The 15,832-nt window shown below is 60.5% G+C and carries 11 protein-coding genes; 8 read left to right on the forward strand and 3 right to left on the reverse strand.

Going from position 1 to position 15,832, the window contains the following annotated elements:
- Positions 1 to 15 precede the first annotated feature (15 nt).
- From tssM to bfr, 6 genes are all read left to right on the forward strand, one after another.
- Positions 16 to 3,495: a type VI secretion system membrane subunit TssM gene (gene tssM, locus A3OQ_RS0119580; protein ID WP_020177142.1), complete on the forward strand. Its 3,480-nt coding sequence runs from the start codon at positions 16 to 18 to the stop codon at positions 3,493 to 3,495.
- Between the two features lie 6 nt (positions 3,496 to 3,501).
- Positions 3,502 to 4,212, forward strand: coding sequence for a type VI secretion system-associated protein TagF (gene tagF / locus A3OQ_RS0119585; protein ID WP_020177143.1), 711 nt, complete (start codon positions 3,502 to 3,504; stop codon positions 4,210 to 4,212).
- 5 nt (positions 4,213 to 4,217) lie between these two features.
- Positions 4,218 to 4,997, forward strand: coding sequence for a PP2C family protein-serine/threonine phosphatase (locus A3OQ_RS0119590; RefSeq protein WP_244427197.1), 780 nt, complete (start codon positions 4,218 to 4,220; stop codon positions 4,995 to 4,997).
- Positions 4,994 to 6,865 (forward strand): serine/threonine-protein kinase, encoded by a 1,872-nt coding sequence (locus tag A3OQ_RS0119595; RefSeq protein ID WP_020177145.1) that lies wholly within the window; start codon positions 4,994 to 4,996, stop codon positions 6,863 to 6,865. The genes A3OQ_RS0119590 and A3OQ_RS0119595 overlap by 4 nt, the downstream gene beginning before the upstream one ends.
- Positions 6,866 to 7,002: 137 nt before the next feature.
- Positions 7,003 to 7,398, forward strand: a complete 396-nt coding sequence (locus tag A3OQ_RS24940; protein ID WP_200860013.1) for a (2Fe-2S)-binding protein — start codon at positions 7,003 to 7,005, stop codon at positions 7,396 to 7,398.
- Positions 7,399 to 7,539: 141 nt separating this feature from the next.
- Positions 7,540 to 8,037: a bacterioferritin gene (bfr, locus tag A3OQ_RS0119610; RefSeq protein ID WP_020177148.1), complete on the forward strand. Its 498-nt coding sequence runs from the start codon at positions 7,540 to 7,542 to the stop codon at positions 8,035 to 8,037.
- Positions 8,038 to 8,111: 74 nt separating this feature from the next.
- Here bfr and hpnN read toward each other — a convergent pair whose 3' ends face one another.
- Positions 8,112 to 10,772, reverse strand: coding sequence for a hopanoid transporter HpnN (gene hpnN / locus A3OQ_RS0119615; RefSeq protein WP_020177149.1), 2,661 nt, complete (start codon positions 10,770 to 10,772; stop codon positions 8,112 to 8,114).
- 227 nt (positions 10,773 to 10,999) lie between these two features.
- Here hpnN and ispH point away from each other — a divergent pair, with 227 nt between their 5' ends.
- Positions 11,000 to 11,926, forward strand: a complete 927-nt coding sequence (gene ispH / locus A3OQ_RS0119620) for a 4-hydroxy-3-methylbut-2-enyl diphosphate reductase (protein ID WP_026596035.1) — start codon at positions 11,000 to 11,002, stop codon at positions 11,924 to 11,926.
- Between the two features lie 35 nt (positions 11,927 to 11,961).
- Positions 11,962 to 13,110 carry an adenosyl-hopene transferase HpnH gene (gene hpnH, locus A3OQ_RS0119625; protein ID WP_026596036.1) on the forward strand — a complete coding sequence of 383 codons (1,149 nt, stop codon included), beginning with the start codon at positions 11,962 to 11,964 and terminating at the stop codon, positions 13,108 to 13,110.
- Here hpnH and A3OQ_RS24170 read toward each other — a convergent pair.
- Complete coding sequence (locus A3OQ_RS24170) at positions 13,000 to 13,719, reverse strand: phosphorylase family protein (RefSeq protein WP_083931627.1); 720 nt, start codon at positions 13,717 to 13,719, stop codon at positions 13,000 to 13,002. The genes hpnH and A3OQ_RS24170 overlap by 111 nt on opposite strands.
- Positions 13,720 to 13,727: 8 nt before the next feature.
- The gene (gene shc / locus A3OQ_RS0119635; RefSeq protein WP_020177153.1) at positions 13,728 to 15,722 is read right to left on the reverse strand and encodes a squalene--hopene cyclase; all 1,995 of its coding nucleotides are present in this window, start codon (positions 15,720 to 15,722) and stop codon (positions 13,728 to 13,730) included.
- Positions 15,723 to 15,832: the final 110 nt, after the last annotated feature.

Below are 15,832 nucleotides of genomic sequence, written 5' to 3' on the forward strand. Positions count from 1 at the left end.
AGTTAGATGCGACCCATGAAGCGGCAAAGCGAAGGCTGGCAGCCTTGGTTTAAATCGGGCATTCGCCTGATCAAAACGAGACTCTGGATTCGTCTGGCGATCAGTTTCGGCAGCGCCTTCCTGCTCGCCCTCTTGATCTGGTTCGCCGCACCGCTTTTGAGCTTCGGTTCGTTTCAGCCGTTCGAGGATGCGGGCCCGCGCCTTACCATCATTCTTTTGATCTTCCTGGCCGTCGGCGGTGCCGAGGCCTATCGTTTCTACATACGCAAGCAAGGCGCGGAGCAGATCGCGCGCACGATGGGCGCCGACGACAGCGACGCGCCGGTTTTGGCCGAGCGCATGAAGGAAGCGCTTGCGACCTTGCGCGATGTCAGCGGCGGCAGCGGCAATTACCTCTATGATCTGCCCTGGTATGTCCTGATCGGGCCGCCGGGCTCAGGCAAAACCACCGCGCTCGTCAATTCCGGCCTCGAATTTCCGCTGGCGCAAGGGGCTACGCCCGGCGCCGTCTCCGGCGTCGGCGGCACGCGCTACTGCGATTGGTGGTTTACCGACGATGCCGTGCTCATCGATACGGCCGGTCGCTATACGACGCAGGATTCGGATGCAAAAGCCGATCAGAAAAGCTGGTTCGCTTTTCTTGACTTGTTGAAACGCAGCCGGCCGCGGCAGCCGATCAACGGCGTCATCGTCGCGATCAGCCTCGAAGATATCCTGACCTCGAACGCCAAGGAACTCGCCGCGCACGCCGACGCGATCCGCGCCCGCCTGCTCGAATTGCACAACCGGCTGAAGGTCGACTTTCCCGTCTACGCGCTTTTCACCAAGGCCGATCTCGTGATCGGCTTCATGGAATATTTCAACGATCTCGGCGAAGGCGCGCGACGCCAGGTCTGGGGCGCGACATTTCCAACCGCCGACAAGACGCGCAACATGATCGGCACAGTGCCGGGCGAGTTCGACGCGCTGATCACGCGCCTCAACCAGAGCCTGCCGGAAAAGCTCGAAAACGAGAAAGACCCGACGAGCCGGGTCCTTCTCTTCGGCTTCCCTGCGCAGATGGCGGCGCTACGCCAACCGATCGCGAATTTCCTCGACCAGATCTTCGATCCGGTCCGCTATCCCATAAATGCCGCGCTGCGCGGCCTCTATTTCACGTCGGGCACGCAGCAAGGCACGCCGATCGACCAATTGCTCGGCGCGCTGTCAAAGAATTTCGGCGCGCAAGGCGTCGCCGCGCCGACCTTCTCCGGACAAGGCAAGAGCTTCTTCCTGACCGATCTCATCAAGATCGTCATCATCGGCGAAGCCGGATGGGTCACGCGCGTCCGCGCCAACAGCCTGATGACGGCCGCGGCCTATGCCGCGCTCCTTGCCGTCGTGCCGCTCATCGTCGGCGCCTGGTGGGTGAGCTATGCGCATAACAACGACATGATCACGCAAAGCCAGGATGCGAGCAGCCGGTATAAGACGCTCGCCTCGGGTCTCAGCCAGACGAACACCGTCTCGGACCGCGATTTCGGCAAGATCCTGCCGCCCCTGCATGCGCTTCGCTTCATGCCCGGCGGCTATCAGGACCATACGACGCCGGTGATTTCCTATGCCGGCTTCGGCCTTGCTCAAAGTGCAAGGCTTCGCTCGGCGGCCGAGACCGCCTATCAGATCGGGCTCGAACGGCTTTTGCGGCCGAGGCTCATCTATCGCCTCGAAGAACAGCTCGAAGCCAATGCCAACGATCCGAAGTTCCTCTATGAGGCGCTGAAGGTCTATCTGATGCTCGGCGGCCTCAAGACCGTCGACCGGCCCTTGCTGATCGGCTGGATGGAGCGCGACTGGTCGGAAAATCTCTATGCCGGCCCGAAAAATGCCGATGGACGCAAAGAACTCGAGCAGCATCTCGTCGCGATGCTCGACCTCGACAATGGCCGCAATTCTTTCGTCTCGCTGAACGGACCGCTTGTCGAACGGTCGCAAGCAACCTTGGCGCGCATTGATCCGGCGCAACGCGCCTACGAACTGCTCGAAGACAGAGCCAAGTCGGCTCTCATCGACGATTGGATCGCGTCGAAAAACGCAGGCGCCGGCGCACTCGTCGTCTTCGACGATTCCCTCGACCGGTTCCACATTCCTTATTTCTTCACGCATGCCGGTTTCGAACATGCCTTCGTCGGGCAATTGATGGCCATGCAGACCGAGATGAATCGCAATCGCTGGATCCTCGGCCGCTTCGGCGAGCAGCCGGTCGTCGCCGATCAATACGAGCGGCTGCTGCCCGATCTCGTCGACATCTACACAAAGAACTTCGTCGCGGCCTGGCAGGAGAATATCGCCAAGGTGCAGATCCGCCGCCTAACCGAGGACCGGCCGACCTATCCGCTGCTGACGGCCGCCGCCGCCGTGACGTCTCCGATCGCGCGCCTGCTTGAAGCGATCCACGACGAAACCTCCCTGCACGACGTCCCGCAGAGTCTCGGCGACAGCGCCTCCAATACACCGAATGGCGCCGCGGCCTCACTTGTCGGCAGTTCGGGCGAGTCGCCGGCCAAAATGGTCGATAAGGCGCTGCGTCCCTACCAATTGCTCGTCGAAGGCAATTCCGGCCGCCGGCCGATCGATCTCATTTTGTCGGACCTGAACGACATCAGATCGAATCTCAACCGGCTTGCCACCAATACGTCGCAGGCGGATCAGCTTTCGTCGCGGCTCGATGCGGAAGTCGGCAAACTCAAAAACGACACGGACCGCATGCCGCCGCCTTTTGCGATGATGATGGACACGACGGCAAACGACGTGACGCGTGAAATCGCCGACTCGGCATCGGCACGCCGCGTTCAGGTTCTGCGCGACAAGGTGACCTTCTCATGCCAGGAGACCATCGCGAGCCGTTATCCTTTCTCGGCCAATGCCGAGCAGGAGGTCACGCTGGCCGATTTCCGCCGCATGTTCGGGCCGAAGGGATTGCTCGATCAATTCGCGACCGAGACCATCATTCCCGCCGCGGACACCTCCGGCAGCGACTGGAAATGGCATGAGGATGCCCCGATCTCGCGGCAATTGTCGCCGACGGCGCTGTCTGATTTCCAGAAGGCCGCGGCGATCCGCGATTCATTCTTCGCTGACGGCCCCACGCCCGGCTTTACCGTCGCCGTGACACCGCCGACGACGACCGGCGTCAAGCTCGAAATCGACAGCACCGCCATTTACGCAAGAGGCAATACCGCCTCCACGACGGTTCAATGGCCGGGCTCGAGCGAGCCGCATCGCGCCGTTCTCGGCGTCGAAATGCCCGGCGGCCGGCCGCCGCTGACCATCGAAAAGACAGGCGTTTGGGCGCTTTACCGCGTCCTCGACACCGGACAAGTGACCCCCGACGGCACGCTCGCGAGCTTCACCCTCGCCGGCCGCGAGTTCAAATTCCGCTTCACGCCCAACAACGGGACCAAACCTCTGGCTTTATCGCTGCTGCGATCATTCCACTGTCCGAGCGGGACCTGACCGGCGATGCAATACGGCCTTTTCGGAAAGCTCCCCGCAAGGCGCGACTTCATCGCTCACGCCGTGCCACGGAGCTTTCTGCGCTTTTGGGAGACCTGGCTGGAAAAGAGCATGTCGGAAAGCCGCGCCAAACTCGGCGCGGGCGCATGGGAAGAGACCTTCAGGTCCGCGCCGATCTGGCGTTTCTGGCTCGGCGCGGACGTCTGTGGGCAAGCCATTCTCGGCGCCTTCATGCCGTCCATGGATGCGGTCGGCCGGTATTTTCCTTTGACCCTGATCGCCATGCCTGACGGTGACGTCGTCAGGCCGCCGAATGTCGATCCGCGTCATGCCTGGTTTGAAAAAATAGAAGACATTCTCCTGTCAGCGCTCGCACCGGATACGTCGCTCGACACGGTTCTGGAAGAAATCGGCAATTTGAAAAATGCCGGCGCCGAGGTGGCGCATGAGCCTGTTGCAGAACCGAAATTCGGCACGCCGCTCAATGATAGGCCGGCTCTGCCGCTGGCCGAGCTTTTCGCGGTTTGCAGACTGGCCTATCAAGATTGTAGCGTCGCGGCGACGACCTTCTGGTGGACGGCCGGCGGCGAAGGTTTCAGACCTGTCGGCTTGATGCGTAAACACTTTCCCGAAACGCGGGTCTTTACGGATATGCTCACAGGACATTTCGACCCCCGCGGGGCAGAAACGATTGCGATCGGGGTAAAGCCGTTATGAGTCAAATGGTCCGTATATTCGATAGCGGGGCAACGACCGACGTCGGCAAGGTCCGGGACGAAAACGAGGATGCTTTTCTCGTTTTGCCCGAAAGCGGCGTTTGGGCCGTCGCCGATGGGATGGGCGGACATGAGGCGGGCGCGCTCGCCAGCGCAACGGTCGTCAATGCCTTGCAGACGATCAGAACGCCGACCTCGGTGACCGATCTCGTCACACTCTGTTACGATCGACTGTCGCAGGCCAACCATAAGCTTTTGCAGATCGCCGACGAGAAAGGCGGCATCGTGATCGGCGCGACGGTCGCGGCCTTCCTCGCGCATGACGGCTATTATGCCTGTCTTTGGTCGGGCGACAGCCGCATTTATCTCGTGCGCGGCGATCAGATGTCGCAAATTTCGCGCGATCATACCGAAGTCGCGGAATTGATCGCCGAAGGCGTGCTCACCCAGGAAGAAGCGCAGAACTGGCCGCGCCGCAATGTCATTACGCGGGCGATCGGAGTTCACGACGAGATCGATGTCGAAATAACGCAAGGCGTTTTGCAGAAAGGCGACACGTTCGTGATCTGCAGCGACGGCCTCACCGCGCATGTGAGCGACGAGGAAATCTTCCAGATCGCGCGCTTTCACGCGCCGCAAAGCGCGACAGATGCGCTGGTCGCCCTGACGATGGAGCGCGGTGCGCTCGACAATGTCACGGTTGTCGTCATCCGCTATGCACCGCGCGGCTCTACCGTGGTCTTTCCCGCGACGACGGGTCCGATCGCGCAATGGGGTCAGAAATGAACCAGGCCGCCTCGTTTGGAGCCACACGGCCGATCATCCCTCCGGGGACTCAGCTGAATGGCATCTACGAGATCGACGAGCCGATCGCGGCCGGCGGCATGGGCGAAATCTATAAGGGCCACGCGATTCAGACGGGCGACATCGTCGCCATCAAACTGATCCGCTCCGATATGGCCGAGGCCGAAGCGGCCCTCGCCTTGTTCCGTAAGGAAGCTTCGGCGCTTCACAATCTCTATCACGAAGCGATCGTGCGCTATTACGTCTTCACGATCGATCCCAATCTCAACCGCCCTTACCTCGCGATGGAATATGTCGACGGGCAGAGCCTGTCGGCCATGTTGCGCGGCGGCCCCCTGGCCTTCGAGGCCGTCTATCGGCTCATGCAGCGGATTGCCGCCGGCCTTAACGCGGCGCATGAACGCGGCATCGTCCACCGCGACGTGTCGCCCGACAATATCATCATCCCCGCCGGCGATATGAGCCGCGCGAAGATCATCGATTTCGGCATCGCCCGCTCGACGCGCCTCGGCGACGACGGCACCGTCATCGGCAGCGGCTTTGCCGGCAAATATAATTATGTCTCGCCCGAACAGCTCGGACTCTTCGGCGGCGACGTGACGCCGCGCTCAGATATCTACAGTCTCGGCCTCGTGCTCGCGGAAGCCTTGCGCCACGGGCCGGTCGATATGGGCGGCAGCCATGTCGACGTCATCGAAAAGCGCCGCTCCGTTCCTGACATCGGCCCGATCGACTCGCGTCTGCGGCCGCTCATCGAACAGATGCTGCAGCCCAACCCGGATGACCGTCCGGCCTCGATGGCGGAGGTCGCCGAGTGGGTGGCCGGCCCCGGCACGACGGTGCGGCATACTGGTCTCAAGCTGCGGCAAAAATCTGCCACGCAGTTCAAGCCAAAGCAGAAGCTGAGGCAGGAGCCCGGCACCGCCGGTCCGCAGCGCGCCATGCTGATCGGCGGCGGCGCCTTCGCCGCGGCGACCCTTGTCGCGATCGGGCTCTATCTGGTCTTGCGGCCTTCGGCGAATGTGGCGCCTCCCGCAGCGCCGGTCTTGCAGGCCGACCAGGCACCCGCCTTGACCAATTCGGAGACACCCCCGCAGGCCCTTCCCGGCGAACCCGAGGTCAGCCATGTCGGGTTCGGCCTCGCCGCACCCGCGGATATCGGCAAGCTGGTGCTCGGCACCCAACCCGGCGCCGACATCCAGACGCTCTTGGATCAATCCGGCGATCCGGCGCGGCGCCAGAAGATCAGTGCCGTGACGCAATATATCAATCAATATGACGGCGGGGATTGCTTCTTCGTAAAGCCGGTTCAGGTGGCCGAGTCAGGCGCCGTCCTCGAAGGCTACGCCACGTCGGCAGCGCCGTTTCAAGTGATGGACGACGCGTTCCGCCGGACCCAAGGGTTCGAAGCCGACATCGGCGTGCGGCAAGTCGCAAGCGGAGAATGTCCGGTCGTCGCGTTTCTCGGTAAGCTACGCGCCCATGCGGCAACAGCGCCGCGCCTCGAGCTTGCCTCCGCGACGCTGAAATCCGGGCAACCTCTCTCCGGGACATTGACCGAACTCGATGGCCGTCAAGTCGATCTTCTGCTGGTCGCCGACGACGGATCGGTGCACGCGGTGCCGACAACAGGCGAGGATAAGCTGTCGTTTTCGCTCCACCCCGGACCCGAGCTCGCGGATGGAAAGCCACAATTCCTCTTGGCCGTCGCCAGCACGAGGCCCGTAGCGGCGCTCCATGCCGCCAAGCTCGCCAATGCCGACAAGCTCCTCCCGCAGATTCTGTCGGAGGCGGAGAGAGCCAATCAGCAGCTCTCGGTCAGTGCGAAATTGTTCAAGGTCGACCGCTGACTTGCGACTGCATCGCATTTAGCTCGGCTGCTTACCTTTTAGACAAATCTATTCTTGAACTGTTTTAATCTAGCAGTGCTCAGCTTTTAGTTTTGAATGATTGTAATTTTCTTGGCTGCACTTGCCCGATAAAAGTATTGGATGTATCGCTTCTTCAACGGTTGCGATGCGGCAGGTTTTCTCAAACAGCCCAACTCGACCGCGATCACACTAATGGCATGGCCTTTGCTTTTGTTCTAAGCGCTCACCCTTTCACACCGATTCGCTGCGCGGATCGTACTTTCGGTGCCCCGATGATCGTATGCTCCTGCAACGTTCTTTCCGACACGAAAATCCGCGCTTCCATCAACGGCGGGACCTGTCCCAAGACGCCTGGCGCCCTCTATAAATGCATGGGCTGCAGCCCTAACTGCGGACGTTGCTTTTCGACGGTTCAGACCATCATTATTCAGGCGCTCGCCGAAGCAAACGTGCTCGATTCCAACATGTGTGATTTGGCTGGCAACAATGGTGCGACCAGCTTTTCTTCGTGAATTTGTCTGGTAATGGTCATCCGGGGCTGATTTCTTGCCCCACCGCCCTATCCTGTTTAAAACTGATCTAAACTAGATAGCCAGTCTCCGATTCGGCGGTCTCATGGCTGCCTCTTTCTCTCAAATGTTGGAGTCTCCCCGATGCAGGGTGATGAAAAGGTTCTCGAATATTTAAATCGAAGCCTGCGCAGTGAATTGACGACGATTAACCAATATTGGCTGCATTTCCGCATCCTGAGCAATTGGGGCTACAAGGAATTAGGCAAGAAGTGGCGCGAGGAATCGATCGAAGAGATGCGCCATGCCGACCGGTTCACCGATCGCATCCTCTTCCTCGAAGGCTTCCCCAACCTGCAGGTCCTCGATCCCTTGAAGATCGGACAGACGGTCGAGGAGATCATCGCCTGCGATCTCGCCTCGGAATATGAGGCGCGCGCGCTCTACACGGAAGCCGCCGAATATTGCAACTCGGTGCATGACCGCGTGTCCAAAGAGCTCTATGACGATCTCCTGAAGGACGAGGAAAGACACATCGATTTCCTCGAGACCCAGCAAGAGCTGATCAAGCAGCTCGGCGTCCAGCTCTACGGTCAAAAATATATCAGCCTGGAAGAAGGCAGCGCCGGTTTCGGCTCCTGAGGCTCAAGCAGTCCGCAGCCAGCCTACCAGCTAAACGACCCCGCTCTCATGACCTCCGAAGCCCGCTTCGGAGGTCAATGTACGTCTAGGTCTTTTTCCTTGACCCGGGGCGGCCCCATCAAGGCCGGCTGAAAGAGCACGGCTGCCGCGAGCGTGCAGCAGAGCGACAGCGCCAGCAGCTTGCCCATGCTCGACGTGCCCGGATGGTTCGACAGCCAGAGGCTGCCGAAAGCCGTCGCCGTCGTGAGCGCGCTGAAGAAGACGGCGCGGGTCAGGCTCGATTGGAGCAGATTGGTCGTGCCGCCGCGCCAAGCCATGACGAAATAGATCTTGAAGGCGACGCCCAATCCGAGCAGCAGCGGCAAAGCGATGATATTCGCGAAATTGAGCGGCAAGCCGATCAAGACGGTGATTTCGAGCGTCACAAGCCCTGCGAGCAGCAGGGGCACGAGCGTCAAGAGCACGTCGCTGATCCGCCGCAGGACGATCAGCAAAAGCACGCTGATCGACAGAAGCGCCCAAAGCCCCGCCTCGACAAAGGCTTTGACGATGGTCGCTCCGGACTCCTGAATGGCGACAGGCTCGCCGGTCGCATTGGGGTCGATCAATTGCACGGCCTTGGTGAATTTGGCGAGCACCTCATTGTCGTTGGGATTGCCCTTCGGCACGGCTTCGATACGGACCTGCCCGTCACGTGCGACCCAATCGGCGCGCAGCCCCGCGGGAATAGAATCGACCGTCGTCTTTTGTGGCTGCAGCGAATCCGCCATCAGATCGAGCGTGACATTCAGGCTCGGCAACAGATCGGTGCGCGCCGCCGCCCGCGTCGCCGGCGGTGCCGCGGCCAGCTGGCGGATGAGATCGGCAAGATGGCGCGCGTCATCGGCGCCCTTCCCAGACTCACCGGCGGCAGTCGTCGTGAAAGCCTCGGCCGCCTTGTTCATCGCCGCGACATCATCCGCGTCGGTCGGCGGATCGAGGCGCCGCTGCGGATCGAAGAGCGGCGACAAGATCGCAGCGGCATGTTGGATGATCGGAAGCTTCGCGTCCTGATCCGCCGGGACCAGATCTTCGAGAGTCGTGACGCGCGAGACCTCGGGCAATTTTTCGAGCCGTTCGACGATCGGCTTCGCCGCCGCGAAATTCGGGGCCAAGAGGTTGATCGTGTTCGTATCGCCGTTTGGATCCTTTTCGAGATCGAGCAAAGTCGCAACCGACTCGACCTTACTGCTGCGCAAGTTGAGCGGATTGAAATCGAAATGGAGGTTGCGCAAAAGCGGCGTCCCGGCGAGCGCGATCGCCAAAGTGCCGAAGACGATCGCATAGCGATGGTTCGATAAAAACGCATCGACAGGCGCCAAGAACGTGTAACCAACCGGCTCGCGTTCGGCCGGCGGCCGAAGCAAAGACAAAAGCGCCGGCAAAACGGTGATCGCGCTGAAAAAGGCGATGATCATGCCGGTGCCCGCGATGAGGCCCAATTCCGAGACGCCGCGGTAATCGGTCGGCAAGAAGGAATAAAACCCCGCCGTCGTCGCGGCGGCGGCCAACGCCAGCGGACGTCCGGCTTTTGAAGCAGCGAGGTCGATGGCTTTGAAAAAATCCGGCTCTTCATAACGTTCGGCGCGATAGCGGACGCTGAATTGAATCCCGAAATCGACGCCTATGCCGACAAAGAGGACAGCGAAAGCGACGGAGATCAGATTCAAGGCGCTGACCATCATCAGGCCGATTGCAGCTGTGATGCAAAGGCCGACGACGACGCTGACCGCGACGGCCACCACGATGCGCATGGATTTCAAGGCGCGCCAGATGATGAAGAGCACGATCAGCGCGGTAATCGCGCCATTGAGGCCAGCACCATCGGCGACAGTCGCAAATTCCTCATCCGCCAAAGGCACCAATCCGGTCAGCCGCACGCGCACGCCATCGGCGGGCGTAAAGCCGAGATCGTGCGCGGTCTGCCTTATGAATTCCGACGGCACTTCTCCGGGCTCGAGCGCCGAATAGTCAAGAATGGGCTTCGCATTGATGAAGCGCCGCAGCTCGCGCTTATCCGGCGCCTGACCGGTAAAAAGCCCGCGCCATGAAAAGAAAGGATTCTGTCCGGCGAGAATTTTTTCCAGAGCGCCTGAAAGGGCAACCATAGGCCTGTCGAAATCGTCAAGCGTGCCCGCCTTGGCGCGAACACCGCGGTTGACGAAGGAAAACGCATCCATGATCCCGCGCAGGCTGCGATCGGAGGCGATCACCGCGAGGAAGGGCTGCGCGCGCATGAGCCCCTCGACGGTTTGCTGAAGCTCTTCGGGCGGCAGGAACAAAAGGCCGTTCTTGTTGAAATAGGGTCCGCCGTCCGGCCGCTCGACCGAAGAGTAGAGATCCGGCTTGCCGCGCATCTTTTCGGCGATCTGGGCGGCTGCGGCCTCGGCGAGTTCGGGCGACTTGCCATCGATCACGACGACGATATTGTCGGTCAGTTGCGGAAACAGCTTATCGAAAGCCGCAAGCCTCTGGCGCCAAGGCAAGGACGCCGAGATGAATTCATTGGTATCGGTCGTGATCTGGAAATGGTTTCCGGCATACCAGGCCGCGGCCACGGAAAGCAGAACGCCCAGAAGCAGGACAAGCTTGGCGTGGTGGCTGCTCGCGTGGACGATCGCGACGATCGCCCGCGTAATCGGGCCACGTGGCGCGCCGTGAGAAATGTCACTGTTGCTTTCGTCCGATATCTGCATATGCCGTGGCACCAAAGTTAAGCTTTGTTAAAACCGTAGCCGGTTGAGGGTTTTATTGGCTTTTCCAAGAAAAATTTTTCGACGCCATCCCATCAAGGAGGGCCTTTAACCAACCCTGCGGCGCGACATACCTTGTTGTTTGACAATGTCATTGTCATCACTACAAGCTTGGGGCAAGAGAAAAAGGCCACCTACGGTTTAACTAGCGGTCTAACTAGGACTTTTCGATGAAGGTCATCTTGGCTCAGCCGCGGGGGTTTTGCGCCGGAGTCGTCCGTGCCATCGAGATCGTGGAACGGGCGCTCGAAAAATACGGCGCACCGATCTACGTGCGCCACGAGATCGTTCATAACGGTTATGTCGTTGAAACCTTGAAGGCCAAGGGCGCTCGCTTCGTCGAGAATCTCTCCGAAGTCCCGCGCGGCGCCCGGACGATTTTCAGCGCTCACGGCGTTGCACGCTCCGTGGAAGAGGAAGCGGCCGAACTTGGCTTGCCAATCCTCGATGCGACCTGCCCGCTCGTCGCCAAGGTGCATGGCCAAGGCGAACGTTACGTCCAGGAAGGCCGCACCGTCGTGCTCATCGGCCATGCCGGCCATCCGGAGGTCGAAGGCACGATGGGCCGCATTCCAGGTCCCGTTCATCTGGTCCAATCCGAAGCCGACGTCGAAAAACTAGCCTTGCGGCAGGATACGCCCCTGGCTTACGTGACACAGACCACACTGAGCGTCGACGACACAAAATCCGTGATCACGGCGCTGGAGCGGCGTTTTTCGGACATAATCGGGCCCAATACAAAAGATATCTGCTATGCGACGCAAAACCGCCAGTCGGCGGTCCGTGAACTGTCGAAGCTCGTCGATGTGATCCTCGTGGTCGGCGCGAAAAACAGCTCCAATTCCAATCGCCTGCGCGAAATCGGCGCGGAATCCGACATACCGAGCTATCTCATCGCGGATAAAAATGAACTTGATCTCGGTCTGGTGAAAGGCGCAAAAGCCATTGGGATCACGGCCGGCGCCTCGGCACCGGAGGTGCTGGTTCACGATGTTATAGAAGCCTTGCGTGACCTCGGGCCCATCGAAGTTTCGATGTTGCCTGGCGTCGAAGAAGACATAGAATTCAGATTGCCCCCCGAACTCATCGAAGCATGAGTCGCGGGCACTGATCTTCACTCGGGGGCCGAGTATTGGGTATTCCACTACTGCAAATGGCGCAGATCGGCGCCTATGTCTTGGGGCAGAAACTATTGGGGCGCAGGCGGTTTCCGCTCGTCCTCATGCTCGAGCCCTTGTTCCGCTGCAACCTCGCCTGCGCCGGCTGCGGCAAGATCGACTATCCCGACGAGATTCTCAACCAAAGGTTGCCGCTTGCAGATTGCCTCGGTGCGATCGACGAATGCGGCGCGCCCGTCGTGGTCATCGCGGGCGGCGAGCCCCTGCTGCATCGTGAATTGCCGCAGATCGTCGAAGGCGCGATCGCCCGGCGCAAATTCGTCACCGTCTGCACCAATGCGCTTCTGCTTGAGAAGAACCTGCATCTCTACAAGCCGAACCGTTATTTCAACTGGTCGATCCATCTCGACGGCGACATGGACATGCACGACCGTTCGGTCTGTCAGGCCGGCGTCTATGACCGCGCCATTGCCGTGTTGAAGAAAGCCAAGGAGCTTGGCTTCCGGGTCACCGTGAATTGCACGCTCTTCAGCGATGCCCAGCCGGCGCGGGTCGCAGCCTTCTTCGACGACGTCACCAAGCTCGGCATCGAAGGCATCACGGTTTCGCCCGGCTATGCCTATGAGCGGGCGCCCGACCAGCAGCATTTCCTCAACCGGACCAAGGTCAAGGATCTGTTCCGCGACATCTTCCGGCTCGGCCGCCGCGGCAAGGCCTGGCCGTTTTTCCAGTCGCAGCTCTTTCTCGATTTCCTCGCCGGCAACAAGACCTATCAATGCACCCCTTGGGGCAATCCGGCGCGCACGGTTTTCGGCTGGCAGCGCCCCTGCTATCTCCTCGGCGAAGGCTATGTGAAGACCTTCAGGGAGCTGATGGACGATACCGATTGGGACACATACGGCACCGGCAATTACGAGAAATGCGCCGACTGCATGGTCCATTGTGGCTTCGAGGCTAGCGCCGTCGAGGATGCTTTCGCGCATCCTCTGCATGCTCTCGCGGTCGCGATCGGCGGCATCAGGACCGAAGGTCCGATGGCGCCCGATATTCCGTTAGACGGGCAAAGACCCGCTGAATATGTTTTCTCTCGGCACGTCGAGGAGAAGCTCGCGGAAATCTCCGAAACCGAAGCTTCCCGTCAGCATCTCTCGGCCGCGGAATAGAGCCGAAAAGGCCGTCCGCGCATCGAGCGCCGTGCGCACCAGCAGCGGGATCTGCCGCGGCTGGCGAATGATCGAACTCAAGACAGCGCCTATCGCCACCGAGCCGTCGCGGCGCATGCCGACAAGCGCCGCATGCGGCAATTGCCGCTCGGCCGGATCGGCGACCACGCGAAAAGCGACGAAGGGCAGATTATGCTTCGACGCCATACGCGCGGCGATATGGGATTCCATGTCGACTGCGACGGCACCCGTGCTGACATGCAGCGCGCGTTTCGCGGCAGGCCCGACGACCGGCGTATCGACACCGGCGAAATCGACGATCGGCGCTCCGCCAACCGCCAGCGATAATTTCCGGGCCCAGGCGGCATCTGCGTAATAACGCTCGCCTTCGGCCGTCAGGACCGAACGCGCGATGAGGCAGGTTCCGGGCTTGAGGCCGGGCGCAAGGCCGCCGGCAATGCCGAAACTGATGATGGCCGCCGCTTCGCCTGCGACCGCTTCTTCGAGATCCGACGCCAGCTGCACCGCGTCGCCGCCCCCCGACAGCACGCGGATATCAGGACCGTAGGCGGCCCGCGCTTCCGCAATGAGGCCCGTTACTGCGATCACAGGTGCCGTTACATCCCGACCGGGACCGAGCGATGGTTGGCGCGTTTCAAATTTCGAAACCGTGCCAGAGCCCAGAGCGGGAAGAATTTCGAATACCCGTGGTAACGCAGATAAAAGACCCTTGGAAAGCCTGTCGCTGTAAAAAGCTGCTCTTGCCAAAACCCATCGCCCCCTTGTGTGCGCGCTAAATAAGACACCCCTCGCGCAACCGCCGAATCATCGACCTCTCCGGCAGCCATCAATCCAAGCAACGCCCATGCCGTTTGTGACGACGTGCTGGGAGACACCTGGTAACCCGCATAGCCGAGAGCATAGCTTTCGCCGCTCTCTCCCCAACCGCCATCCGTGTTTTGAATGGACTTCAACCAAGACACGGCCTTGCATATGGCCGGATGCTGCGCCTCGACTCCAGCGGCATTCAAGGCGCAAAGCACCGACCAAGTGCCATAGATGTAATTCATGCCCCAACGGCCGTACCAGCTTCCATCTTTTTCCTGAGTCCGCAACAGGTAATCAACAGCCCTTGCAGCGATCGCGTTCCGATCGGGCGTCTGACCGAGCTGACTCAGCATGGAGATGCACCGTGCGGTCACGTCGGCCGTCGGCGGATCGAGCAGGGCGCCATGATCGGCGAATGGAATATTGTTCAGATATTCGTGATCGTTGTCGGCGTCGAAAGCACCGAAGCCGCCATTGGCGCTGGCCATGCCTTCGACCCATTCACGGCCGCGTGCGATCGCCTGATCATAGTGCGTTTGCGCCGGCAGGCGGGTACGTGCGCGATCCATGGCGAGCACGACGACAGCGGTATCGTCGAGATCGGGATAATAGGCATTGGCATATTGAAACGCCCAGCCGCCCGGACGGGTTTTCGGCTTTTGCGCAGCCCAGTCGCCAGCGACATCAAGAACCTGCAAAGGCAGCAGCCAGTCGAGCCCGGCGCGAACCGGCGCCGCGGTCTTTTCCGCATCGGCTTCGATCAGCGCGTGGCAGGCGAGAGCCGTATCCCACACGGGCGAGACGCAAGGCTGGCAATAGGCTTCGTCCGCCTTGATCACCAAGAGGCGATCGATCGCCTTCTTGACCTGGACAAGGCGCGGCTCGTCCGCCGGAAAGCCAAGCGCATCATACATCATGGCCGAATAGGCCATGGCCGGATAGATGGCGCCAAGCCCCTCCTCTCCGTTCAAACGCTCGTCCACGAAGGCCACGGCCTTATCGACGGCGCTCTTGCGCAAGCGCTTCGGAAAATAAGGTTCGGCGCGCTGCAAGACTTTGTCGATCGCAGCGAAGATCGCCGTCCAGGGAAATGTCCGATGCGGCCCCGCCGGCCAATGGCGCACAAGCTCCGGCGGCTCGACAAACAATTCCGAGATGGTGATGCCCCGCGGATTGCGCGCCTTGGGCCTCAAGCTGTTCACCACCATCAGCGGCACGAGAACAGTGCGCGCCCAATAGGACACTTTCGTCAGGTGAAACGGAAACCAGCGCGGCAAATGCATGATTTCGATCGGCATGACCGGAATGCCGCGCCATGGCACTTCGCCAAACAGCGCAAGCAGCGCGCGGGTGAATACATTGGTCATGGCGGCGCCGCCATGCGCGAGAATGGCTTCGCGGGCCCGCGCCATATGCGGCGCGTCCGGCGCGTCGCCGATCACCTTCAAAGCGAAATAGGCTTTGACGCTGGAACTGGTATTGAAGCCACCGTCCTTGAACAAAGGCCAGCCGCCATGCGCTGCCTGTTCGCGCCGCAGGTAGTGACCGATCTTGGCTTCGAGAGCCGCGTCCAGCTCGTCGCCGAAATAATGTTTGAAGAGAATATATTCGGCCGAAATCGAAACATCGGCTTCGAGCTCGAACACGAAATGCCCGTCCGGACGCTGCTCGGAGAGAAGTGCATGCGTCGCCTGCGCGATACTCTGATCGAGATCGCTCAAGCGCGGTTCCGGCGCCTCTTCGATTGTGGCTATGTCCGAAAAACGCGTGTCTCTCACGATCATTGCCTAGGTTCTCTGAAGACGTTCAATGTCACCCGACATCGACATGTCCTCAGACAGGTTCTTAACGCTTCTACAAACACGTGGCGAGCTGTGCTGTTTCCCGTTAACGG

This window comes from Methyloferula stellata AR4 (genome assembly GCF_000385335.1).
Lineage (GTDB): Bacteria > Pseudomonadota > Alphaproteobacteria > Rhizobiales > Beijerinckiaceae > Methyloferula > Methyloferula stellata.